This is a genomic window from Halomonas sp., from assembly GCF_014859505.1.
Classification (GTDB): domain Bacteria; phylum Pseudomonadota; class Gammaproteobacteria; order Pseudomonadales; family Halomonadaceae; genus Halomonas.
The window spans coordinates 1-23,585 of record NZ_JACUUD010000020.1; the positions used below are offsets into that span (position 1 = coordinate 1).

Sequence of the window (23,585 nt, forward strand, 5' to 3'; positions counted from 1 at the left end):
TCCAGGGCCGCCAGCAAGCGGGCCGGATCGGCCATGCTGCCCCCTGCACCGAAGGACTCCACCAGACGCCAGCCAAGCTCGCCACGGTCCGCCACACCCAGCCCCTGTAAGCGTTCCAGGGCGGCCTGAGGCTCCACGCTCAGCGGGTCGGGGTCGAAGGCCCAGTCACACAGCACCAGCTGCTGGGCCCACCAGGCATTCAGCGGATCGATCAAGGCTCACCTCGGCATAGTCGGAAAGGAAGACAGCGGTCGCTGACGATGGTTGGCACCGGGTCGTCAGGCGCCCCCCGCTTTTTTCAGGCGTGACAGTGTAGCGGAAAGCGCCGCCGCCGCCGATGGGTCGAGCCTCTCCTTTTGGCTCAAAGCCCGGGCTTGCCGGTGCTTCGCACAGGCTTGGCGAAACGTTTCAAATAATGCACACTGCGTAAAATATGATGACAATCCCCATGGAGGCACCATGCCACTCCTGCCCGACATCCTGATCCCCAAGGCCTTCATCGCCGGTGAATGGCGTGATGCCGAGGCTCGCTTCGCCGTCACCGACCCCGCCAGCGGCGAGGTCCTCGCCGAGGTGCCCGACCTGACCGCCGACGACGCCCGCGACGCCGTGGCCGCGGCCGACGCCGCCTGGCCGGCCTGGCGGAAACGCACCGCCAAGGAGCGCGCCGACCTCTTGCGGGCCTGGTATGACGCCATCATGGCCCATCAGGAGGAACTCGCCCGGCTGATGACCCTGGAGCAGGGCAAGCCGCTGGCCGAGTCCCGCGGCGAGGTCGCCTACGGCGCCTCCTTCGTGGAATTCTACGCCGAGGAGGCCAAGCGCGTGGCGGGTGAGACCCTGCCGAGCCACGGCGTCGACAAGCGCATCCTGGTGTTCCGCGAGCCCATCGGCGTGGTGGCTGCCATTACCCCCTGGAACTTCCCGCTGGCGATGATCACCCGCAAGTGCGCCCCGGCGCTGGCCGCCGGCTGCCCGGTGGTGATCAAACCCGCCGAGGCCACCCCGCTGACTGCCCTGGCCGTGGCGCGACTGGCCGAGCTGGCCGGCTTCCCCGCGGGCGTACTCAACGTGGTCACTGCCAGCCGCCCGGCCGGGATCGGTGAGGTGCTGACCACCGACCCCCGCGTACGCAAGGTGTCCTTCACCGGCTCTACCCCGGTCGGCAAACGACTGCTGGCCCAGTGTGCCGGTACGATCAAGAAGGCGTCCATGGAGCTGGGCGGCAACGCCCCCTTCATCGTCTTCGACGACGCCGACCTGGACGCCGCCGTGGAGGGCGCCGTGGCCTCCAAGTACCGCAACTCCGGCCAGACCTGCGTGTGCACCAACCGCCTGCTGGTCCAGGCCGGGGTCTACGATGCCTTCGTGGAGAAACTGGCCGCTCGGGTCGCCGACCTCAAGGTCGGCAGCGGCCTCGAGGAGGGCGTGATGCAGGGCCCGCTGATCAACGCCGCGGCAGTGGACAAGGTCGAGGCCCACATTGCCGATGCCCTGGAGAAGGGCGGTCGCCTGATCTGCGGCGGCAAGCCCCACGCCCTGGGCGGCACCTTCTTCGAACCCACCGTGATTGCCGATGTCACCGAGGAGATGCGGGTCGCCCGGGAGGAGACCTTCGGCCCCCTGGCGCCGGTGTTCCGCTTCGAGACCGAAGAGCAGGCCATCGCCATGGCCAATGCCACGGAGTTTGGCCTGGCCGCCTACTTCTATGCCCGCGACTACCGTCGCATCTGGCATGTCATGGAGGGGCTGGAGTACGGCATGGTGGCAGTGAACGAGGGGATCCTCTCCACCGAGCTGGCCCCCTTCGGCGGCGTCAAGGAGTCAGGGCTGGGTCGCGAGGGTTCGCACCACGGCCTGGATGAGTACACTGAACTAAAATACGTGTGTATCGGCGGCCTGTGAGCGTCGCCGACCACCCAACAGGAGGCATCATGACCAACGCTGAACTCAACGATCTCAAGAAGCGCTATGTCGCCAACGGCGCGGCCAGCCCCGCTACCCAGTTCGCCGATCGCGCCGAGAACGCCCTGATCTGGGACGCCGACGGCAACCGCATCATCGACTTTGCCGGCGGCATCGGCGTGCTCAACATCGGCCACCGCCACCCGAAGGTGGTCGAGGCCGTCAAGGCGCAGCTCGACCGCGTCATGCATACCTGCCAGACCGTGATGCCCTACGAGGGCTACGTGAAGGTGGCCGAGCAGTTGAGCAAGGTCACCCCGGTGCGCGGCCATGCCAAGGTGATGCTGGCCAACTCCGGCGCCGAGGCCCTGGAGAATGCCGTCAAGATCGCCCGCGCCGCCACCGGCAAGAACAACGTGATCTGCTTCGACGGCGGCTATCACGGCCGTACCTTCATGACCATGGCCATGAACGGCAAGGTCGCCCCCTACGCCGCCGACTTCGGCAGCATGCCGGGCAACGTGTTCCGCGCGCCCTACCCGGTGCCCTATCACGGCGTCAGCGAGGACGAGGCCCTGCGCGGCCTGAAGATGACCCTGAAGACCGACGCCAACCCCCGCGACACCGCAGCCATCGTGATCGAGCCGGTTCTCGGTGAGGGCGGCTTCTATCCCGCCTCGGCGAGCTTCCTCAAGGCGATCCGCGAGATCTGCGACGAACACGGCATGCTGATGATCGTCGACGAGGTGCAGTCCGGCTTCGGCCGCACCGGCAAGATGTTCGCCATCGAGCACAGCGGCGTCGAGCCCGACATCATCACCATGGCCAAGAGCATGGCCGACGGCATGCCGATCTCCGCCGTGGTGGGCACCGACGTGCACATGGACGCCTCCGGCCCCAACTCACTGGGCGGCACCTACACCGGCAGCCCGGTCTCCTGCGCCGCCGTGCTGGCGGTCCTCGAGGTGTTCGAGGAGGAGAACATTCTCGAGAAGAGCCAGGCGCTGGGCGAGAAGCTGGGCAAGCGCTTCGCCAAGTGGCAGCAGGCCTTCGACTGCGTCGACAACGGTCGCCACCTGGGCTCCATGGCCGCGCTGGATCTCGTCTCAGACAAGGCCAGCCACACCCCGAATGCCGACCTGGCTGCGGCGCTGTGCAAGCGGGCCCGCGAGAAGGGGCTGGTGCTGCTCTCCTGCGGCCTCTACGGCAACACCATCCGCTTCCTGATGCCCGTCACCATCGAGGACGAGGTGCTGGAGGAGGGCCTGGATATCGTCGAGGCCTCCCTCAAGGAGCTGGTGGGTCAGCCCGCCACCGCCTGATCGGCATCTTGCCTGCGTGACCCCACCGCCCGGCCATGCACCGGGCGGTGCTCGTTGGGGCCTTGCCATCGAACAGGCCAGCCGGGAAGATGACGGCGTCTACCGCGAGGCCATCCCGTGATACTGCGAACCCTCTCCCTGCTGCGCTCCCTGCAGGGCGCCAGCCATACCGCCCAGGAGGCCCAGGCCACTGTGCAGCAGGCCTGCGACTATCGCTGGCTGCACGGCGAGCTTCACCACGGTGCCATCACCGAACCGGCCACCACCCTGGCCGACGGCACCCCCGCCGTGGCCATCACCCTGGCCTACCCTGCCACCCGGGCGCACCTGGCCGGCGGCAAGTGGCCAGAGGACCCGACGGAGCGGGAGCGCTGTTTCGTCGAGGGTGCCCACGCCTGCCGTGCCGCCGGGGCCCCGCTCTACCGCACCCTGGAGAGTCTCTCCCGGGGACTGGCCTATGGTGCTGCCTCGGTGCTCACCGATTCTGCCCGCCTGCAGTACCTGATCGACCACCGTGCCCTGCGCCTCGTCTGGCGTCGTCCCGAGCACCTGCCCGCAGCCCTGGCCCGGCGCCTGACCGCCGGTAGCGCCACCCCCGGCGTTTTCCTGCTGGAGGTAAGGGTGCCGGCCCGGCGCGACGAGGTGGCACTGAGCGGCGCCTGGCTCGACCAGGCGTTGGATCGCTATCGGCGTATCCTGCCGCGCCCCGCCGACCACTGACGAAAACGACGGCGCCCGGCATGAGCCGGGCGCCGTGATCGCATGATGGCAAACGGTAAATCAGGCCTTTCTGACCTTCGAGATCACCCACAGCAGCACCACGGCGCCGACGATGGCAGTCACCAGCGAGCCGACGAAGCCCCCGGCCTGCAGCCCCAGAAGGCTGAACAGGAAGCCGCCGATCACCGCTCCCACGACCCCCACGCCGATATTGCCGAGGATGCCGAAGCCGCCCCCGCGCATGATATGGCCGGCGATCCAGCCCGCCAGGCCGCCGATGATCAACCAGGCAATCAGTCCCATGAAGCTCTCCTTGTCGTTACTCTTTGTCGGTACTCTGGCGCCGAGCCACTCAGAACGATGATCCCGGCTGTTCGAGGAAGGCCAGCTCCTCCGGCGTGGAGGGGCGACCCAGTATCGCGTTGCGGTGCGGGTAGCGACCGAAGCGCAGGATGATGTCGCGATGGCGATGCTCGAAGTGCAGCTGCTCCTCCAGGCCCGGCTGGTCGAAGAGCCCCAGGGCCTCGTCATGGATCGCCAGGGACTCGCTGTGCATCCAGGGCATATAGAGGAAGGCGCGCCACGGCACCTCCAGGTGACGGTCGATGCGGCTGGCCACGGCTTCCTGGGCCAGCACCAGCGCCACCGGGTCCCGCGCGAAGGCCAGCGGCGTGTCGCGGTGGATATTGCGCGAGAACTGGTCGAGCACGATCACCTCGGCCAGGCGACCCCGCGCCGACAGCCGCCACGACCACAGCTCGCCGCGCCCGGCGGCCTCGAGCAGCTCGCCGAAGCGCGCCGCGATCTCGCCATCCAGGCCGGGGTCCTGGCGAAACCACTGGGTCGGCGCCAGTTCGTCGAACCAGAAGCGGATCACCGCCTGGGCATCCGGTAACCTGGCCATGTGCTTCCTCCTGGTCGGCCCTGCGGAGATACCCCGACACCTGATACCATTCCCCACAGCACACGGCAACCCGAGGAGCGCGCATGTCGCCCCAGCACTTCATGGAGATGGCCTCCTTCAGCTTCAATCTGGTGGGCATGGTGGTCTGTATCGGGGGCCTGACCCTGGCCCACCGTACCCGGCATCGCATGCCCGGCTACCTGCTGGCCGGCGCCGGCTTCGTGATCGCGGCGAGCCCGCTGCTCTATGCCATGCTCGCCGGCCCCCGCTGAGCGCCGAGGAGGCCCTGCCCATGCGCCAGCCCCTGGCTCGCGAACTCCACGACCTGTTCGAGCGCGGCCGCGACCGCCAGCTGCGTCTGGCGGTGACAGGCCTGTCCCGCTCCGGCAAGACCGCCTTCCTCACCTCGCTGGTCAACCAGCTGCGCCATGTCGGCCTGGAGGCCAGGCTCGACCTGTTGCCTGCGGCCCGTCAGGGGCGCCTGCTGGGTGCCCGGCGGGTCAATCAGCAGGATCTTGGCGTACCGCGCTTCCCCTATGACCAGGCCATGGCGGCCCTGGCCGAGACGCCACCGCGCTGGCCCGAGCCGACCCGCGGCATCAGCGAGCTGCGCCTGGCACTGCGCTATCGTCCGGCGAAGCGCGGCTGGTTTGCCGGCGAGACCCGCCAGCTCACCCTGGACCTCTTCGACTACCCGGGAGAGTGGCTGCTCGACCTGCCGCTGCTGGCCCACGACTACCCCAGCTGGTGTCGCAGCCAGCAGGCCCTGGGGGGGGATCAGCGGCACGCCCATTTCGCCGGCTGGCACGCCGCCGTGGCGACCCTGGACCCCGCCGGCGAGGCCGACGAGGCCCGCCTGGCCCAGATCGCCGAGCGCTACGCCGAGGGGCTGCGCGCCGCCCGGGAGGCGGGCTTCGCCGACCTTCAGCCGGGACGCTTCCTGCTGCCGGGCGATCTCGCCGGCGCCCCGGTGCTGCAGTTCTTCCCGCTGCCCGGCGTGGCCGAGGTCGACCCGGCCGCACTGGCCACCCTGCCGCCCGAGAGCAACTACGCCACCCTGGCGCGACGCTTCCAGTACTACCAGCAGCACATCGTGAGGCCCTTCTACCGCGACCACTTCCGCCGCTTCGACCGCCAGATCGTGCTGGTGGATCTGCTCGGCGCCCTGAATGCCGGCCCGGAGCGCTTCCAGGATCTCTCGAGAGCCCTTTCCAACCTGATGCAGAGCTTCGACTACGGCCAGCGCAGCCTGCTGTCGCGGCTCTTCGCGCCACGCATCGATCGGCTGGCCATCGCCGCCACCAAGGCCGACCACGTCACCCCGGAGCAGCATCCACGGCTGGTGGCGCTGCTCGAGGCGCTGCTGGCCGAACCCCTCAAGGACCTGCGCTTCGCCAGCGTGCCGGTGCGGGCCCTGTCGCTGGCGGCCATCCGCGCCAGCGAGCCTCGCGAGGTGGAGCATCGCGGCAGGCGCACTCCCGCCCTGCGCGCCACAGGCCTCGATGGCGAACCGCTGCTGCTGTTTCCCGGCGAGGTACCGGAGCGCCTGCCCGACGCGGCCTTCTGGGCCCGCCAGGGTTTCACCTATCCGAGCTTTCGGCCGCTGCCCATGGAGGGCGGCGCCCTGCCCCATATCCGCATGGATACCGCCCTGGACTGGCTGATCGGAGACAAGCTGCAATGACCCCGCCCCGCGACCCGCGCCCGGGCCAGCGTTTTTCACCCGAGGCCAATGAGGCGGCCGAGGCCGAGGCGCCCTCCTCGCCTGACCCGCGCCCCGCCGTGGCCTTCGACACCGAGCTGGCCAGCCGCCACCTGGCCGATGAGCCGCCGGGACCCGGCGAGCAGACCCTGGAGGCGAGCCTGGCCCGGCCGCGGCGGCGACGCTGGGGGCTGCTGACCCTGCTCGGCGGCACCCTGGGGCTCGGCGCCGTGGAAGCCGGCAAGACCCTCTACGCCGCCGGCCTGGGCGGAAACTGGCTGGCCGGCGCCTGGAGCGGACTCCTGCTGCTGGCCCTGGTACTGGGGGGCTCGGCGCTGGTTCGCGAGCTATGGCGGCTGCGCCGGCTGCGCCGCCACGACCGGCTGCGCGAACGCCTCGAGGCCCTGCCCGCGGCCACCTACGGGGAAGGCCAGGCCACCGCCGAGGCGCTGCGGCGCGCCCTGGCCCTGGATGACGACCACCCCCACTGGCAGGGCTTCCTGGCTGCTCGCCAGGCCCATCACGATGGCCATGACATCCAGCTGCTGCTTGACCACCACCTCCTGGCCCCCCGAGACCGCGAAGCGAGCCGGCTGATTTCACGGATGTCCGGCGAAACGGCGATCATGGTGGCGGTCAGCCCGCTGACCCTGGTGGACATGGCGCTGGTGGCCTGGCGCAGCCTGGCGATGATCGACCGCCTGTGCCGCCTCTACGGCCTGGAGCTGAGCTACCCGGGAAGGATCCGCCTGCTGCGCAGCGTGCTTTATCACATGGCCTTCGCCGGTGCGACGGAGATGGCCGGTGACGCCGGCATGCAGATGCTTTCCATGAACCTGGCCGGCCGGCTCTCGACCCGCGCCGCCCAGGGCATGGGCGTCGGCCTGCTCAGCGCCCGACTGGGGCTGCGCACCCAGCGGCTCACTCGACCGCTGTCCTTCCCGGAAGAGAGCCGTCCTCGCCTGGGCGACCTACGCCGCGAACTGTGGCAGCAGCTGCGCCGGCTGGAGGCGAATGACGAGCGCCACCCTTGAGACATGTCAATTCACGCAGCCTCCGGGCTGCAGATGCATGACCTGGGCGCCGAAACCCGCTAGGCTCGGATTAACCCCGATTCATACAAGGAGTCTTTCCATGTTCACCTCCATCCTGGTCCCCATCGATGGTTCCGAGCACGCCCAGAAGGCGCTCTCCGTGGCCTGCCAGCTCGTCCGTCAGGAAGAGGGTTGCACCCTGCACCTGGTGCATATTCCGGAAGAGCTCGCCCATGAGACCACCCTGGTATGGGGGATTGGCGCCATCGCCATCGAGGCCAGCCGCGAGGAGCGCGAGGAAGCCGGCAAGCAGGTGATCAGCCGTGCCGCCGAGGCCGCCCGCGAGCAGGGTGCCACCAGCATCGAGACCGTGATCGGTCAGGGCGACCCGGCCCGCACCATCCTCAGCGAGGCGCGCAAACGCGGTATCGATGCCATCGTCATGGGCAGCCGCGGCTTGAGCGACCTGCAGGGCTTCGTAGTCGGCAGCGTCTCCCACAAGGTGGCCCATACCGCCGAGTGCACCGTGATCACCGTGCGCTGAACCCCGCTACACCGCCGTGGCCGCCATTGGCACCAGATGGTGCGCCACGTGCTCCAGCATGCGGGTCTCGCGAAGGATCGACAGCCCCATGCTCGCCTCCCTGGCCGCCATCACACCGCGATTGTGATCGATGGCCTCCTCAAGCCTGACCCAGCAAGGCTCCATGCCGTTGTTCCGCTCATAGTCCTCAAGCCGGGTCTCGCCGAGGTCCCGGTCGGCACGGCAATGGTAGAAGTAGGAGTTCATGTGCATCAGGTCATACTGCGGCCGGTGGTGCGGCCTGAACTCTTCGACCCAGCCGTACGGCGACACCACCTCGACACCGCTGGCACCGGTCTCCTCGGCCAGCTCCCGATGCAGGCCCTCGAGCAGATCCTCGTGATCATCCACCCCGCCGCCCGGAAAGCTGAAGTCGTTGTAGCGGCGCGTATAGAGCAGCAGGATCTCATCGCCGTCCAGGACGATGCCGCGTGCGGCACGGCGGCGATGAATCCGAGACGCCGGCACATCGAGGCGATTAAGCTCGGGATGGACGATGCGTTCGAGCAGCTGCATGTGACGACTCCGTCGAGGCGAGAAAGCGCGCAACTTACACATCTCCGAGCCGTGAAGCAACCACCCTTGCCATTAGGCCAGCCGCCTTTCGGTCTCGCTATCGAAGAGCACCGCTCGCCCCATGTCGACGCGTAGTGCCAGGCGCTCGCCGGCGAGCACCCGGCAGCGGGGGCCCACCCGGGCGGTCACCTCTCCCTGCCCCAGTGGCAGCTGCAGCAGGATATCAGCCCCGGTGGGCTCGACGACCGAGATGCGAGCGGTGATCCGAGTACCCTCGTTGCGGTCGCCGAGGCGAGCATCCTCCTCGCCGATGTGCTCGGGGCGCAGCCCCAGTATCACCTCCCGCCCCACCTGCCCGGCCATGTCCGGGGTCTCCCGCACCGCCGGCCAGGGCAGCACCAGATCCTCCTCCTCCGGGGTGGCGATACGCAGGCGGTAGTCCCCCGCCCCACCCTCGAGGATGGCAACGATAAAGTTCATCGACGGCGAGCCCATGAAGCCGGCGACGAAGATATCCACCGGGTCGTTGTACACCTCGTCGGGCGTGCCCAGCTGCAGGATGCGGCCGTCGCGCATCACCGCGATGCAGTCGGCCAGCGTCATCGCCTCGATCTGGTCGTGGGTCACATACACGATGGTGGTGCCGAGCCGCTGGTGAAGCTTCTTGATCTCGGTGCGCATGTCGACCCGCAGCTTGGCATCCAGGTTGGAAAGGGGCTCGTCGAACAGGTAGATCTTGGGTTCTCGGGCCAGCGCCCGGCCCATGGCGACCCGCTGGCGCTGGCCGCCGGAGAGCTGTGACGGCTTGCGGTCCAGCAGGTGCGAGATCTGCAGCAGGTCGGCGACCCGCTCGACGGCGGCCTCGCGTTCGGCCCTGGGCACCTTGCGCATCTCCAGCCCGAAGCTGATGTTCTGGCGCACCGTCATGCTCGGATAGAGCGCATAGGACTGGAATACCATGGCGATATCGCGCTCCGCCGGGGTCTGCCAGGTGACCTCCTCCCCGGCGATGCGGATCTCGCCGCTGGTCACCGGCTCCAGCCCGGCGATGGCATTCATCAGGGTCGACTTGCCGCAGCCCGACGGCCCGACCAGGATCAGGAACTCACCGGAGTCGATGGCCAGGCTGACGTCACGCAGCACCTGCTCACTCCCGAAGATCTTGCACACGTTATTGATTTCAAGCGCTGCCATGTCGAAAACCTCTTTGTTGTTCGGTTGCTCAGCCCTTGACCGAGCCGGCCGTGAGACCGCGAACGAAATATTTACCCGCCAGCACGTAGACCAACAGGGTCGGCAGTGCCGCGATCATCGCCGCCGCCATGTCGACGTTGTATTCGCGGACCCCGGTGGAGGTGTTGACCAGGTTGTTGAGTGCCACCGTCACGGGCTGGGTGTCATGGGCGGAGAAGGCCACGCCGAACAGGAAGTCGTTCCAGATCTGGGTGAACTGCCAGATCACCGAGACCACGATGATCGGCGTCGACACCGGCAGCAGGATGCGCCAGAAGATGCGGAAGAACCCTGCCCCGTCTAGCTTGGCCGCCGAGACCAGTTCGGTGGGCACCGCCACGAAGAAGTTGCGGAAGAACAGCGTAGTGAAGGCGATGCCGAATACCACGTGGACCAGGATCAGCCCCGCCCGGGAGCTCGACAGCCCCAGCCAGCCCAGTGTCTGCGCCATGGGCAGCAGCACCACCTGGAACGGGATGAAGCAGCCGAACAGCATCAGCGCGAAGAGCAGCTCGGAACCACGGAAGCGCCACTTGGTCAGGGCATAGCCGTTGAGGGCCCCGATGACCGTGGAGATGGCCACGGCCGGTGCCACGATGGCGATGGAGTTGAAGAAGTAGCCCCCTACCCCCTCGCAGCGCATGCCGGTACAGGCCTCACCCCAGGCCTTGGCCCAGGGAGCCAGGGTCGGCTCCCGGGGCAGGGATAGCAGCGTCCCCGGCGAAATTTCCGCCAGCGGCTTGACCGAGGTGATCAGCATCACCGCCAGCGGCAGCAGATAGAACAGCGCGGCCAGCAGCAGCACGGCGTAGAGCATGGCGCGGCCGATCCGCGCGCCGACGGTGCGGCGCCGAATGACGTTATCCATGGCGGCGGCTCCTCAGCTCGGAGTAGAGATAGGGAATCAGGATCGCCAGCACGCCGCCCAGCATCAGCATGGCGCTGGCCGAGCCCAGACCGATCTGTGCCCGGGTGAAAGCGTGGGCATACATGAAGGTGGCCGGCAGGTCGGAAGCATAGCCGGGTCCGCCGCCGGTGAGCGCCACCACCAGGTCGAAGCTCTTGATGGCGATATGCGAGAGGATCATCACCGCGCTGAACACCACCGGGCGCAGGCAGGGAATCACCACCCGCCAGTAGATACGCGGCAGACTGGCGCCGTCGAGCTGGGCGGCCTTGAGAATGCTGTCGTCGATGCCGCGCAGCCCGGCGAGGAACAGCGCCATGACGAAGCCGGAAGCCTGCCACACCGCGGCGATCACCAGGGTGTAGACGGCCATATCGGGATTCACCAGCCAGTCGAAGCGGAAGTTCTCGAAACCCCAGCTACGCACCATGGCCTGGATGCCAAGGCCTGGATTGAGCAGCCACTTCCACACCACGCCGGTGACGATGAACGACAGTGCCATGGGATAGAGGTAGACGGTGCGTAACACCCCTTCCTGGCGGATACGTTGGTCGAGCAGGATAGCGAGCAGCAGCCCTAGTGCCAGGCAGATCGCCACGAACAGGCCGCCGAACACCACCAGGTTAGTGGAAGCCACCCACCAGCGATCATTGGCCATCAGCCGCGCATACTGGGCAAAGCCGACGAAGTCGTAGCTGGGCAGCATGCGCGAATTGGTCAACGAGAGAACGAAGGTCCACAGCATGAAGCCATAGACGAAGAACAGCGAGATGGCGATCGACGGCGCCAGTATCAGCTTGGGCAGCCAAGCCTGGAGCAGGCCGGACGAACTGCGCCGGGCACCAGGACCGGCGGCCGACTGCACCCCGGGACTCGATAGTGACATAGGGGGAACCTCGGACGTGAACGGCGTTCTACTGGGGCGGACCTGCAGGGACAGGCCCGCCCCTCATTTCGACTAGGCGTTACAATGCCGCCTGGGCAGCGGTGACCATGCGCCGGGCGGCCTCCTCGGCGACCATGTCACGCGAGTTGAAGTAGTTGGTCACCACGTCGAAGATCGCCCCCTGCACGTCGGCACGGACCGCCATGCCGTGGGCCATGCTGGGCACCAGGCCGCCGGATTTTGCGGTGCGCTGGAAGTCGTCCAGCGACTGTCGCGCGCAGCTGTCGAAGTCGTTCATGTCCAGGTCGGGGCGGGCGGGGATCGACCCCTTGGCCTGGTTGAAGGCCTGCTGGAAGGTGGGCTCGAGCACCAGGCGCGCCAGGGTCTGCTGGGCCTCCCGCTCGGCCTCGCCGGTGACTCGGAACATCGCCAGGCTGTCGATGTTGAAGGTGAAGGCGCCCGCGGTGCCCGGCGCGGTGGCACACAAATAGTCGTCGCCCGCCGTCAGGCCGGCGGCGGTGAACTCACCCTTGGCCCAATCGCCCATCAGCTGCATGGCGGCATCCCCCTGGATCACCATGGAGGTAGCGATGTTCCAGTCGCGGCCCGGCATGTCGTCGTCCATCAGCTCGCGCAGCCGCTTGAAGGTCTCAAGCGCCTTCACCATGCTATCGCTGCCCAGCGCCTCGGGGTCGAGATCGACCAGCGCCTGCCGGTAGAACTCGCTGCCTCCGGTCGCCAGCAGTACGCTCTCGAACACCGTAGCGTCCTGCCAGGCCTGGCCGCCGTGGGCCAGGGGGATGTAGCCCGCCTCGCGGATCGCCCCGGCGACCTCGAACAGCTCGTCGAGGGTGGTGGGCATGGCCACCCCGGCGGCGTCCAGCACCTCGGGGTTGGCCCACAGCCAGTTGACCCGATGGACGTTGACGGGCACGGCCACGTACTGGCCATTGTGGCGCATGATCTCGGCCACGGTCTCGGGCAGCAGGTCATTCCAGCCCTCTGCCTCGGCCACGGCATCCAGGTCACCGAGCAGGCCGAGCTCGCCCCACTCCTGGATCTCCGGTCCCTTGATCTGCGCCGCGGAGGGCGGGTTACCGGACATGGCACGAGACTTGAGCACGGTCATGGCCGTCTCGCCGCCACCGCCGGCCACGGCGAAGTCCTGCCATTCGTGCCCCTCGGCCTCCATCAGCTCCTTGAGCACGTTGGCCGCACGCGCCTCTCCCCCGGAGGTCCACCAGTGCAGCACCTCGACCTCGCCGGCCTGGGCGCTGGTCATGCTGATGGCGGCCACCAGGCCGGTAGCAATCGCGAGTCGGGTCTTGTCGAAGCGGGTCGTCTTGAAGGCAGGCATGGCGTGACTCCTCGTGTTGTTGTCGTGCCCGGTACACCACCGGGATGACGACACGCTACACCAAGTGCCGCGCCGGCAGGGGTTACCTAGTCCTGCATAGTGTTGGCGGATTATTGCAGCTCGGTAATATGCTCCGGACGGGGCAACGACAGCCGCACCAGCAGGCCGCCACCGGAAGGCGACTCGAGGGTGATGTCGCCCCCCATTGCACGCGCGATATGCCGCGCGATGCCGAGCCCCAGGCCGCTGCCCCCGGTGTGTCTGCTGCGCGACGGTTCGAGACGCACGAAGGGAATGAAGACACGCTCGCGTTGCTCCCGGGGAATACCTGGCCCGTGATCGCGGATGGTAATGACCAGCTCGTCGGCGCCCTGCTCGAGCGACACCTCGGCACGCCCACCATAGAAGATCGCGTTTTCCAGCAGGTTGGACAGGCAGCGCTTGAAGGCCAGCGGCTTGACCGCCAGGGGGGGTGCGTGCCCGCTGATCGCCACATCGCCGCCCTGCAGCCTCAGCTCCTCGGCCAGGTTGTCGAGGAGGTCGCGTGGGTCGAGCGCCTCGATCGCCTCGTGCAGGTCCAGCCCCTTCACCGAGGCCAGGGCCCCCTTGACCAGCAGGTCGAGCTCATCGAGGGAGGCGCAGAAACGCTCGCGTTGGTGCGGGTCGTCGAGCATCTCGGCACGCAGCCGCAGGCGGGTGATCGGTGTCTTGAGGTCGTGGGAGATCGCCGAGAACAGCCGTTCACGCTCTGCCACCTGCTCACGGATATGCTCCTGCATGCGGTTGAAGGCCAGGGCGGTGGCCACCACCTCCCGGGGACCGCTCTCGCGCAGTGGTGGTGCATCGAGATCGCGGCCGAGCTGCCGTGCCGCCCGCGACAACCGTGCCAACGGCCGGGTCGCGCTGCGGATGCCCATCAGCGACAGCCCGATCACGGTGAAAAGTACGATCAAGCCCGCCAGCAGCCGCTCCTCCGACAGCCAGGCGTTCTCGCCTAGCAGGTCTGGTACCGGCAGCAGTGTCGCGACATAGAGCCAGACCCCTGGCTCGAGTTCCAGCTGCACCACCAGGATCGGCGGTGACAGAGGCTCGAGCAGCAGGCTGTGCTGTCCCCAGCGCGCCGGCAGGTCATGCAACAGGACCTCGTTGTTGAACACCCTCAGAGTCTCGGGGCGCGAGAACTCGACGACCAGCTCGTCGAGATTGAGCTCCCGCGACAGGACATCCCGGAAGTTGCCCACCACCAGTTGCCTGGCAGCCCCGTCGCCGATGTCTTCCACGGCGATGCGCCGCTCATTGACGCTGACGAAGAAGCGCGTGCCGCCCATGTCACGCAGCTGGTCGAGGACGATATGCCGATACCCGATGGGAAGCGAACGGAAGAAGCGCACCGTGGAGGCGACGCTGAAGGCCACGTTGCGCGACAGCTCGTCGAGCTGCTCGAGCTGGCTGGAGCGCACCTGGGTCGTCCAGATGGTGAAGCTGGCCAGTTGGGCCCCCAGCACGCCGACCACCATGATCAGCACGAAGCGCCCGCGCAGGCTACCGGGCAGGCAACGGGCACAGCGGCGCCTGATGCGACGCCAGCGCCCCCCTTCCCTCACGGCTGGGCTTCCACCGCCGCGGTGAGCACATAGCCGGTCCCGCGCACGGTGCGGATCAGCTGGGAATGCTGGGCATCCTCACCGAGCCGCTGGCGCAGCCGGCAGACATGCACGTCGATGGAGCGGTCCAGCGGTGGCGCGGGCCGACCCCGCGTCAGCTCGAAAAGCGCCTCGCGGGAGAGCACCCGCCCAGGGTGCTCGAGGAAGACCTGCAGCAACTGGAAGTCGGCACCGGAAAGCGAGTGCCGCTCGCCCTGGCAGTTGACCAGCTCGCGGGTCATGCGATCGAGACACCACTCCCCGAAGGCCACCAGCCGTGCCTCGGCTGGCGCGGCTGGCGGGCAGGGAATGCGGGTTCTCCGCAACACCGCCTTGATGCGCGCCAGCAGCTCACGGGGGTTGAAGGGCTTGCCCAGGTAATCGTCGGCACCCAGTTCCAGGCCGAGGATGCGGTCGGTCTCGTCGGCACTGGCGGTCAGCATGATGATCGGCACCTCGCTCCGCCGACGCACCTCGCGACAGATCGTGAAACCGTCGTCACCGGGCAGCATGATGTCGACGATCAGCAGGTCGGGAGTCTCGTGGTCCAGCAATCGGCGCAGCACCTCGGCATCCTCGGCAACCAGCGCACGGTAGCCGTGGCGGCCGAGATAGTCGGCCAGCAGTTCGCGAATCTCGGGATCGTCATCGACCACGATCAGGGTGGCAGGGGTCGTCGTCATCGGAGCCTGGCATCGGGAGGGAGGGACAGGAGAGCATCGCCCCTGGCGTCTTGTTGTTGTCGAGATTGTTATCGGGAATCGATGATGGCCAAGGGCGACAGCGCCGGCAAGCCGATTACGACCAAGGTGGCAACCTCATCCGTCTGCGCTCCCCGATGCAAGCTGCTGATTCGCCGTGGGGCGCACGCCCGGCGTTTGGCCCCGGGCCAGGGAATCCGTATAGTGGCCCCCTACCCCCGCCACATGTTCGTGATCATGCTGCAGAACAACGCCCTGCTTGCCCAGCTCAAGCAACAGATTCGCTCCAGCACTCCCCGCGTCGAGGGAGTGATCAAGGCCACCCAGAAAGGTTTCGGCTTCCTCGAGACCGACGAGGGTGAGTCCTACTTCGTCCCGCCCCCCGCCATGAAGCAGGTGCTGCACGGCGATCGCGTTGGCGCGGTCCTCCACGAGGAGGGCGACAAGAAGCGCGTCGAACCCGACACCCTGATCGAACAGGGCCTCGACCGCTTCGTCGCCAGGGTGCAGAAGCGCGAGGGCCGTCTGGCCGTGGTGCCCGACCACCCCCTGATCAACAACTCGATCAAGGCGCGCATCAAGCGCAGCCTGGATGAGGCCAGCATCGGCGACGCCGACTGGATCGTCGCGCGGCTGGTGCGTCACCCCCTCAAGACCGACGATCGCGGCTTCCTCGCCCAGATCGACGAGCTGGTGGCCAAGGCCGACGACCCCGCCGTGCCGTGGCGCGTCACTCTCGCTCGCCACGCACTGGAGCAGGAGTGCCCGGACGCCGGCGACGACTGGCCGCTGCTCGATGAGGGGCTCACCCGCGAGGACCTCAACGCCGAACCCTTCTTCACCATCGATGGCGAGAAGACCCGCGACATGGACGACGCCCTGCGCATCGTGCCCCGCGAGGATGGCGGCTGGGACCTGAGCGTCGCCATCGCCGACCCCACCGCCTACGTGTCCGAGGGCCATGCGGCCGACCTGGAGGCACGCACCCGGGCCTTCACCGTCTACCTGCCGGGCCAGAACGTCACCATGCTGCCCGAGCAGCTGGCCGATGACCTCTGCTCGCTGTGGGAGGACAAGGAACGTCCGGTGCTGGCCTGCACCCTCACCGTGCACGCCGATGGCAGCCTGGGCGACTACCGCTTCTTCGCCGCCACGGCGACCTCCCACGCCAAGCTGGCCTACGACCGCATCTCCGACTGGCTGGAGGGCCAGGGCGACTGGGCCCCGGCCGAGGAGATCGCCGAGCAGCTCAAGGCGCTGAGAGCCATGACCGAGGCCCGCAGCGCCTGGCGCGCCGAGCACGCCCTGGTGTTCAAGGACACCCCCGACTACGTCTTCGACCTGGACGAGGCCGGCAACGTGCTGGGCGTGCGCACCGAGGAGCGGCGCATCGCCAATCGCATGATCGAGGAGTCGATGATCGCGGCCAACGCCTGCTGCGCCCACCTGCTCGCCGAGCACGTGGGCCACGGCATCTTCAACGTGCACCGCGCCTTCGAGCCCGAGAAGGCCGAGGCCGCCCAGGAGTTCCTGGCCGCCCAGGACATCGAGGTGGAACGCGAGCAGCTCACCGAGCTGTCCCGCTACACCGAGCTGAAGCGCGAACTCGAGGGCCGCGACGACGCCTGGCTGGACGTCCGGCTACGCCGCTTCCAGGGCTTCACCAGCATGTCGGCAAAGCCCGGCCCGCACTTCGGCCTGGGGCTGTCCGCCTATGCCACCTGGACCTCCCCGATCCGCAAGTACGGCGACATGGTCAACCACCGCCTGATCAAGCGCGTGCTCAAGGGTGAGCAGGCGCCGGCCGAGGCCAGCCTTGCGCTTACCGAGCAGCTCACCGAGCGCCGCCGCCTCAACCGCATGGCCGAGCGCGACGTCAAGGACTGGCTCTACGTGCGCTATCTGGGCCCGGCCGCCGAGGCCCAGGAGGCCTTCGACGCCGAGATCATCGCCATCAACCGCGGCGGCATGCGCGTGCGCCTGACCGCCAACGGTGCCACCGCCTTCATCCCTGCGCCGATGATGCACAGCGACCGCAGCAAGGTGGCCATCGACGACAAGGAGGGGCGCATCCAGATCGAGGGCGAGGAGCGCTTCAAGCTGGGCGACCATATCCGCGTGGCCCTGACCGAGGCGCGCGAGGAGACCCGCTCCCTGGTGGGACGCCCCACGGACTGACCATCCGATCTTTTTGCTCGATGGAGCGAACCTGGATGACGCATCAGCTCACGCTGCGTCCGTCCTGCCGATGGCGATAGAAGAAGCGCAGCATCTCCTTCCCGGCGTCCGGGCCTCTGGGATCGGTATAGCTTCCCTGCGCACTACCTCCCGACCAGGCGTGGCCCGCGCCCGTTACCCGCCACTGCTCCAGGCGTGGCTCGCCCTCGGCGTCGTGATGCGTGGTACGGGTATAGGCATGGCCATTGACCACCCGCCCCTGCTCCACCGTGACCCTGGCGCTGCCCGCGCCGGACCTTGCCGACTCGCTCGCTCGGCGCGAGGCGGCGTACTGGGCGGCAACGCGCTGCGCGTTGCTGGGGTGCACGGTGGTGTCGTGATCGCCGTGAAAGATGATGGCAGGCACCTCGGACGCCCATCCGGACGCTCGGCCCCTACCGCCACCCAGGGGGCCCGTTCCCCCCCGCATTGCCCCCAGGGCATCGGGGAGACTCTGAGCCACGCCGTGTGGTAGCCCGGAGTGCACGCCTACCGCCGCATAGAGGTCCGGGTAGGTCATCGCCAGGGTCGTTGCCATGGCCCCACCGGCCGATAGCCCGGCGACATAGACCCGGCTTGCATCGAGGTCGTAGGTGTCGATGACCTGGCGGGTCATGGCCGCGAGAATCGCCGGTTCACCGCCCTCACGCTGCTGGTCCTCGGCCCTGAACCAGTTCCAGCACTTCGAATGGTTGGCGGTCACCGGCTGTGCCGGATAGAGCACGCAACACAGCTGTTCTTCGGCCAGCCGGTTCATGTTGGTTCCGACAGCGAAGTCATCGGGGGTCTGCGTGCAGCCATGCAGCATGACCACCAGCGGCAATGCCTGGCCATGATAGCCACTCGGTAGATACAGCTTGTAATCGCGCGTGCCGGCATGATGGGTACAGCGACCCGCGGTGAACGCGCCGGGCTCGGCTGCCTCGTCGATGCCCCGTGCCGGCTCGAGCGGCACAACGGACTCACGCAACTGGCGCCACTTGTCGCGCCAGGCAGGAGACAGCCCGATGTCACCACCCGGGTCAGACGCCGATCTCGACTCCGGCACTTCCCCGTCCATGACCCGGCAGGTCCCCTCGAAGGTACTGCCCATGCGGGGAGTACCCGCGCGGCCCGGGTCAGCCTGCATTTCGTCTCCCATGCCCTGGGATGTGGCCTCGGGCATGGCGCCCCGGAGGACGGCCATGGCCTCGTGCAGCTTCCCCGCGCGGGTGAGCCGCGTCGCTTCTTCCATTTTTCGCGTCATGGTGGCGTCGATCATCGTCAACATCCCTATTCAGTGATTCAGTGGATCCGATCCGCCAGGGCAGCCTTCACCGCGGCGCTGGCATGCAGGGCCCCCAACACGACTACCGATTCGATGGTGGCGCGGGCAAGCTCCGGTGAGACATCCCCGGCGATGCGGGCCAGCCCAATCACCTGGATCTGCAGCACTTCTCCGGCGGCCTGCAGTGCCTCGAGATCGCTGCGACTGAAGTCCTGCAGGCCCAGCACGAAAGCCTTGCGCGCCACGGTTTCCCTGACGACTTCCGCATGGGTGGCCAGCTGGTTGCGGATCGCCGTGCGAATCAGATCGGTACGGTTGGAGTAGAACCCTTCCTGGACCAGCAGATCGATCTGCCCCAGATCGACCACCCCCAGGTTGATGGTGATCTTTTCGCTGGCATCGCCGCCCTTGCGGCGCAATTCATGCACGCTCATCCGTGATACCTCGTTGGCCCAGGAGGGAAGCCTCTCGCCCGGCGCTTATTGAACATCTTACGAATCCCATAAAAACATCCAAATGTATTCCATATACCATCCATATGGATGGCTTAATGAGTGGTATAGTAGGCCAGCCGGGGCAATAGTCAAGCCGCGGACAGAGGAAAACGACCCGCCGACGGTTGGGTCGTTACGCAGGTGTCGGGAATGAAGTAACAGGAAAGCAAGATCGCACAGGCCCGGACCCATGCCAGACAGCAAAGGGCGCTAGTCGCCAATCCCCACTTCGCCTGTAGGAGATCGCCGCACTCGAGGGGTGGGCAATGTCGGTAAATCGCGCTGCGTTGACGGTGCCGGGATCCGGCCATCGCCTGCATCGCCGCTTTATGGCAATGTCTGACAGTGGATGGAACCCAAACGTCACGAGACTCGCATGCCATGGCAGCTCGACTCGGCCTACGCGGTAAATCGGTTAGCCTCCTCCTGCTGGCCTGCCTGCTGGCACTGATGCCGGCGGGGCTGATCGGCTGGAGGGCAGTCGCCGAGGTCCGCGATCATTTCGCCGGCGCCTTTGCCGAGCAGTACACCCTGCTGCAGATGCAGAGGGTGATCGCGCCCGTGACGCGGGAACTTGCCCTGTCACGAAGACTAGCCGACTCCATCGTGACCCGTGAATGGCTGCGCGCCCCCGATGACCCGACGCGCCAGGCGCGGTTCCTCGCCGAGGCCGAGGGCTTCCGGCAACACTTCGCCAGCCGCTCCTACTTCATCATCGACCATGCCTCCGGGGACTACTACCTCGGGGATGGCGGCGGGGACAACGGCACAGAACCGCGCTATCGCCTGTCCCAGGAGGCACCTGACCATGCCTGGTACTTCGCCACCATGGCCAGCACCTCCACCTACGACATCAACGTCAGCGCCGACCAGGCACTCGATAGGGCCATGGTCCGGTTCAACGTGAAGGTGATGGACAACGGCACCCTGCTGGGCCTGGCCGGGGGCGGCATCGATCTTCAGCAGTTCATCCGACGCTTCCTGGGCAACACCCCGGCCGGCATGACACCGATGCTGGTCGACTCCCGCGGCACCCTGCAGGTGCATCCCGACACCTCACGCATCGCTCTAGGTTCGGGCCGCCATCCACTGGGAGACGATGATCGCCCGCGGATCCAGACACTCGTCGGCGTGTCCGACCGTGAGCCACTGCGGCGGGCCATGCACGACGCCATGCGCCGTCCCGGGACCGTGGTGGCACTGGAGGCCGAACTGGAGGGGGAGCCCCGGCTGCTGAGCGTGGGCTACCTGCCGGAGCTGCAGTGGCTACTGATCACCGCTCTGGACCTGCAGGCCGCTCCGCTCCTGGACCGCCGCTGGTTCTGGCCCATGGTGCTCGCCTTCGGCCTATTGCTGGCGCTGCTGACAGCCAGCTTCGCCTACAGCACCCATCGCCTGATCCTCGCCCCGCTGCAGCGGCTGAAGCTCTCCGCCCAGGCCATCGCCGAGGGCCACTACCACTCCCGGCTTCCCACCGAGCGCCGGGACGAGATCGGCGAGTTGTCGCGGACCTTTGCTCATATGGCAAGCCGGGTGGAAGGCTATACCCGAGATCTGGAAGGCCAGGTGCGCGAACGCACACGGGATCTCGAGGAAACCCATGCCCAGATGGTGACGGCCCACCGCCAGCTGGAGGCCTCCATCCAGTATGCCAGCATCATCCAGCAGGCGATCCTGCCCGACGACGCCCTCGATCGGCACCTGCGGCATCGCTATGGGGTCCTCTGGAAGCCGCGCGACGTGGTGGGCGGCGATTTCTACGTCTTCCGCGCCACCGAGCGCGGCTACCTGCTGGGCATCGTCGACTGTGCCGGCCACGGCGTGCCGGGTGCCCTGATGACCATGCTCGCCCGGGGCATCATCGACCACGCCCTCGCCCGACAGGGCGTCGAGGATCCGGCGGCCGTGCTGGGGGAGATCGACCGCCAGGGCCGCTTGCTGCTGCCCCAGGACCAACTGCCCGCCTCCATCGCCACCAGCATGGACATGGGCCTGGCCTGGGTCGACCCGACCGCCGGGACCCTGACCTTCGCCGGGGCCAAGATCGACCTCCATGCCAGCAACGGCGAGCGTCTGGAGACGCTGCCCGGCCACCGACGCGCCCTGGGCCATCGCCGGCCGACCCGCTTTGAAAACCGGGTGGCGCCGCTGCGCCGCGGCTGGACCTACACCCTGTGCAGCGACGGCTTCCTCGACCAGGCCGGGGGCAGCGACGGCTTCGGCTTCGGCAACCGCCGCTTCCGGGCGCTGCTGCTGGCCCAGGCCGGTCAACCGCTGGCGGAGCAGATGGCGGCCTTTGAGGCAGCCCTGCGCGATCACCAGGGCGACCTCTCCCAGCGTGACGACATCACGCTGCTGGCCTTCCGCCTGGAGCCGCAACCCCCGGACACCACTTCCCCACCGCCACCCCAGGAGACGGGCAACACCCGTTGAGGAGAGCCCATGGACCTGCTGAGCATGCGGGAAAGCTACCAACGCGATCGCATCATGCTGTGCTTCAATGGCCCCATCTCGCGCAGCCTGATCGAGGAGATCGGCAAGGCGCTCCGCAACTACCTCGACACCCAGCAGGCGACGCCGTCGGCGGCCATGGATGTCTTCGCCGTGTATATCGAGATGACTCAGAATATTCGCCACTATGCCCGCCGCCAGGGCTATGACGAGAGCCAGGCCTCGGCCACGGTGGCGGTGGCCCAGGACGCCGAGGGGCGCTATCTGGTCTCGGCGGGCAACCTGGTCGATTTCGCCGACGGGGAACGCCTGACCGGCATGATCGAGGCGCTGGCGCCGCTTGACCGCGCCGAGCTCAAGGCCGCCTACAAGGAGCAGCTGCGACGCCCCCGCGATGCCGAACGCCAGAGTGGTGCCGGCCTGGGGCTGTTGGACATGGCCCGCAAGGCCTCCCGCCCCCTCCAGGCCTCGCTGCAGGCGTTGCCCGACGGGCAAGGTTTCTTCAGCCTGACCGCTACCATCTGATGGGTACCATGATCACCATGACTCCTGACCTCGACATTCCCGGCAGCCAGTCGACGCCAGCCATCCAGACCAGCTGGCAGGCAGGCCGTCTGGCCATGCAGGGTGACTCCTACCCCGAGAACTCCTACGAACTCTTCGACCAGGTGATCGACTGGGTGCGGCGCTACCTCGACGACGAGGTGCGGCCGCTGCACCTCGATCTAAGCCTTGTCTACCTCAACACCAGCTCGGTGAAGGCGATGATGGACATCTTCGACCTGCTCGAGGAGGCCCACGCCGAGGGCCGCGAGGTATCGGTCGAGTGGCTCTACGACGCCCGCAACGAACGCATCGCCGAGCTGGCAGACGAATTCCGCGAGGACTGCAGCTACCCCTTCGCCATCAATCCCACGGCGACCCCGGCATGACACGCCGGGACGAGCAGGCGCTGCTCGAGCGGGTCGCCGCGCTGCTGGCGGAGCCGGCCCATGCCGGCCATCCGCTCCACGAGGCGCTGGAGGCCCTCGCCGCCCGGTACCACAGCCAGCAGAAGCAGCTTGAGCGCCTGATCAGCATCTCCGACCGCTACCAGCAGCTGGCCCTGGAGGCGCGACAGGTGACCCAGAAGCGCTATGAACGCAGCCTGCACCGTCAGCAGAAGCTGTCGCGCATCTCCGACGGCTACCAGGCGATGATGCGCGAGCGCAACCAGGCGCTTCACCAGGCCTCCACCCACGACCCCCTCACCCAGCTGGCCAATCGCCGGCTGATCGACGAGCGCCTCCACCAGCTCGAGACCGCCGGACGGAACTACACCCTGGCCCTGCTGGACATCGACCGCTTCAAGAGCATCAACGACCGCCATGGTCACGACGTCGGCGACCGGCTGCTGGTGGCCATCGCGGACGCCATGCGCAAGGTGCTGAGGGAATCCGACCTGTGCGGGCGCTGGGGCGGCGAGGAGTTCATCCTGCTGTTCGCCGAGACCCGGATCGACGAGGCCAGCGCGATCGTGGAGAGGCTGCGGGATCGCGTGTCGGCCGTCATTGTCACCAGCTGCGAGGAGCGGCTATCGGTGACCCTCAGCGCCGGGATCAGCGAGCATCGCATCGGCGAACGCCATATCATCACCCTGCAGCGCGCCGATCAGGCCCTGCTGGAGGCCAAGCGCAGCGGTCGCGACCGCTGTCTCATTGCCTCCCGCTGAGCGCCACCTGCACCGGCCCAAACGCAGGACGG

At 67.6% G+C, this 23,585-nt stretch carries 24 protein-coding genes; 12 read left to right on the top strand and 12 right to left on the bottom strand.

The genetic code is table 11. The features are described 5' to 3' along the window. Window positions 1-215, bottom strand: a 215-nt coding sequence (locus IBX53_RS04760) for a hypothetical protein (RefSeq protein ID WP_290906124.1), incomplete at its 3' end; no start/stop codon positions are given. Window positions 216-459: 244 nt separating this feature from the next. Here IBX53_RS04760 and IBX53_RS04765 point away from each other — a divergent pair. The 3 genes from IBX53_RS04765 (at window position 460) to IBX53_RS04775 (ending at window position 3,947) form a co-directional block, all read left to right on the top strand. Beyond that, window positions 460-1,905, top strand: coding sequence for an NAD-dependent succinate-semialdehyde dehydrogenase (locus IBX53_RS04765; protein WP_290906126.1), 1,446 nt, complete (start codon window positions 460-462; stop codon window positions 1,903-1,905). Window positions 1,906-1,934: 29 nt separating this feature from the next. Further along, entirely contained in the window at window positions 1,935-3,227 is a 1,293-nt protein-coding gene (gene gabT / locus IBX53_RS04770) for a 4-aminobutyrate--2-oxoglutarate transaminase (protein WP_290906131.1), read from the top strand. 117 nt (window positions 3,228-3,344) lie between these two features. Continuing rightward, a complete protein-coding gene (locus IBX53_RS04775; protein ID WP_290906136.1) occupies window positions 3,345-3,947 on the top strand; it encodes a hypothetical protein in 603 nt (200 codons plus the stop codon). 60 nt (window positions 3,948-4,007) lie between these two features. On the opposite strand, the gene IBX53_RS04780 is transcribed toward IBX53_RS04775, so the two are convergent. Beyond that, a complete protein-coding gene (locus IBX53_RS04780) occupies window positions 4,008-4,250 on the bottom strand; it encodes a GlsB/YeaQ/YmgE family stress response membrane protein (RefSeq protein WP_110068247.1) in 243 nt (80 codons plus the stop codon). A 49-nt stretch (window positions 4,251-4,299) separates the two neighbouring features. Next, on the bottom strand, window positions 4,300-4,851 hold the full coding sequence (locus tag IBX53_RS04785; RefSeq protein WP_290906143.1) for a DUF924 family protein: 552 nt from the start codon (window positions 4,849-4,851) through the stop codon (window positions 4,300-4,302). 83 nt (window positions 4,852-4,934) lie between these two features. Between IBX53_RS04785 and IBX53_RS04790 the strand changes: the two genes are divergently transcribed. From IBX53_RS04790 to IBX53_RS04805, 4 genes are all read left to right on the top strand, one after another. After that, window positions 4,935-5,123 (top strand): hypothetical protein, encoded by a 189-nt coding sequence (locus IBX53_RS04790; protein ID WP_290906146.1) that lies wholly within the window; start codon window positions 4,935-4,937, stop codon window positions 5,121-5,123. A gap of 20 nt (window positions 5,124-5,143) precedes the next feature. Beyond that, window positions 5,144-6,535, top strand: coding sequence for a YcjX family protein (locus IBX53_RS04795; RefSeq protein WP_290906148.1), 1,392 nt, complete (start codon window positions 5,144-5,146; stop codon window positions 6,533-6,535). Beyond that, window positions 6,532-7,587 carry a YcjF family protein gene (locus IBX53_RS04800; RefSeq protein ID WP_290906151.1) on the top strand — a complete coding sequence of 352 codons (1,056 nt, stop codon included), beginning with the start codon at window positions 6,532-6,534 and terminating at the stop codon, window positions 7,585-7,587. Before IBX53_RS04795 ends, IBX53_RS04800 begins: the two co-directional genes overlap by 4 nt. Before the next feature lie 100 nt (window positions 7,588-7,687). After that, window positions 7,688-8,131: a universal stress protein gene (locus IBX53_RS04805; protein WP_290906153.1), complete on the top strand. Its 444-nt coding sequence runs from the start codon at window positions 7,688-7,690 to the stop codon at window positions 8,129-8,131. A 6-nt stretch (window positions 8,132-8,137) separates the two neighbouring features. Here the strand turns inward: IBX53_RS04805 and IBX53_RS04810 are convergent, their stop codons facing one another. The 7 genes from IBX53_RS04810 to IBX53_RS04840 all read right to left on the bottom strand — a co-directional run bounded on the left by IBX53_RS04810 (window position 8,138) and on the right by IBX53_RS04840 (window position 15,395). Continuing rightward, on the bottom strand, window positions 8,138-8,686 hold the full coding sequence (locus tag IBX53_RS04810) for an NUDIX domain-containing protein (RefSeq protein WP_290906156.1): 549 nt from the start codon (window positions 8,684-8,686) through the stop codon (window positions 8,138-8,140). A 72-nt stretch (window positions 8,687-8,758) separates the two neighbouring features. Further along, the gene (locus IBX53_RS04815; RefSeq protein ID WP_290906158.1) at window positions 8,759-9,880 is read right to left on the bottom strand and encodes an ABC transporter ATP-binding protein; all 1,122 of its coding nucleotides are present in this window, start codon (window positions 9,878-9,880) and stop codon (window positions 8,759-8,761) included. A 28-nt stretch (window positions 9,881-9,908) separates the two neighbouring features. Continuing rightward, a complete protein-coding gene (locus IBX53_RS04820; protein WP_290906162.1) occupies window positions 9,909-10,787 on the bottom strand; it encodes a carbohydrate ABC transporter permease in 879 nt (292 codons plus the stop codon). Further along, complete coding sequence (locus tag IBX53_RS04825) at window positions 10,780-11,712, bottom strand: carbohydrate ABC transporter permease (protein ID WP_290906165.1); 933 nt, start codon at window positions 11,710-11,712, stop codon at window positions 10,780-10,782. The genes IBX53_RS04820 and IBX53_RS04825 overlap by 8 nt, the downstream gene beginning before the upstream one ends. 79 nt (window positions 11,713-11,791) lie before the next feature. After that, window positions 11,792-12,994: an ABC transporter substrate-binding protein gene (locus tag IBX53_RS04830; RefSeq protein ID WP_290906218.1), complete on the bottom strand. Its 1,203-nt coding sequence runs from the start codon at window positions 12,992-12,994 to the stop codon at window positions 11,792-11,794. Between the two features lie 185 nt (window positions 12,995-13,179). Next, window positions 13,180-14,586 carry an ATP-binding protein gene (locus tag IBX53_RS04835; protein WP_290906221.1) on the bottom strand — a complete coding sequence of 469 codons (1,407 nt, stop codon included), beginning with the start codon at window positions 14,584-14,586 and terminating at the stop codon, window positions 13,180-13,182. Window positions 14,587-14,669: 83 nt separating this feature from the next. Further along, complete coding sequence (locus IBX53_RS04840) at window positions 14,670-15,395, bottom strand: response regulator (protein WP_290906168.1); 726 nt, start codon at window positions 15,393-15,395, stop codon at window positions 14,670-14,672. A gap of 255 nt (window positions 15,396-15,650) precedes the next feature. On the opposite strand from IBX53_RS04840, the gene IBX53_RS04845 reads away from it, so the two are divergent. Further along, on the top strand, window positions 15,651-17,591 hold the full coding sequence (locus IBX53_RS04845; protein WP_290906223.1) for an exoribonuclease II: 1,941 nt from the start codon (window positions 15,651-15,653) through the stop codon (window positions 17,589-17,591). Window positions 17,592-17,634: 43 nt separating this feature from the next. Here IBX53_RS04845 and IBX53_RS04850 read toward each other — a convergent pair whose 3' ends face one another. Together IBX53_RS04850 and IBX53_RS04855 are read right to left on the bottom strand one after the other, a co-directional pair. Next, entirely contained in the window at window positions 17,635-18,891 is a 1,257-nt protein-coding gene (locus IBX53_RS04850) for a PHB depolymerase family esterase (protein WP_290906171.1), read from the bottom strand. Window positions 18,892-18,914: 23 nt separating this feature from the next. After that, window positions 18,915-19,331 carry a CopG family transcriptional regulator gene (locus IBX53_RS04855; RefSeq protein WP_290906174.1) on the bottom strand — a complete coding sequence of 139 codons (417 nt, stop codon included), beginning with the start codon at window positions 19,329-19,331 and terminating at the stop codon, window positions 18,915-18,917. Between the two features lie 441 nt (window positions 19,332-19,772). On the opposite strand from IBX53_RS04855, the gene siaA reads away from it, so the two are divergent. Genes siaA through siaD form a run of 4 tightly spaced genes read left to right on the top strand, consistent with a single transcriptional unit; the run spans window position 19,773 to window position 23,553 of the window. Further along, on the top strand, window positions 19,773-21,824 hold the full coding sequence (siaA, locus tag IBX53_RS04860; RefSeq protein WP_290906177.1) for a biofilm regulation protein phosphatase SiaA: 2,052 nt from the start codon (window positions 19,773-19,775) through the stop codon (window positions 21,822-21,824). A 9-nt stretch (window positions 21,825-21,833) separates the two neighbouring features. Continuing rightward, on the top strand, window positions 21,834-22,367 hold the full coding sequence (gene siaB / locus IBX53_RS04865; protein WP_290906180.1) for a biofilm regulation protein kinase SiaB: 534 nt from the start codon (window positions 21,834-21,836) through the stop codon (window positions 22,365-22,367). 8 nt (window positions 22,368-22,375) lie between these two features. Next, the gene (gene siaC / locus IBX53_RS04870) at window positions 22,376-22,774 is read left to right on the top strand and encodes a biofilm regulation phosphoprotein SiaC (protein ID WP_290906183.1); all 399 of its coding nucleotides are present in this window, start codon (window positions 22,376-22,378) and stop codon (window positions 22,772-22,774) included. Next, entirely contained in the window at window positions 22,771-23,553 is a 783-nt protein-coding gene (siaD, locus tag IBX53_RS04875; protein WP_290906186.1) for a biofilm regulation diguanylate cyclase SiaD, read from the top strand. Before siaC ends, siaD begins: the two co-directional genes overlap by 4 nt. Window positions 23,554-23,585: the final 32 nt, after the last annotated feature.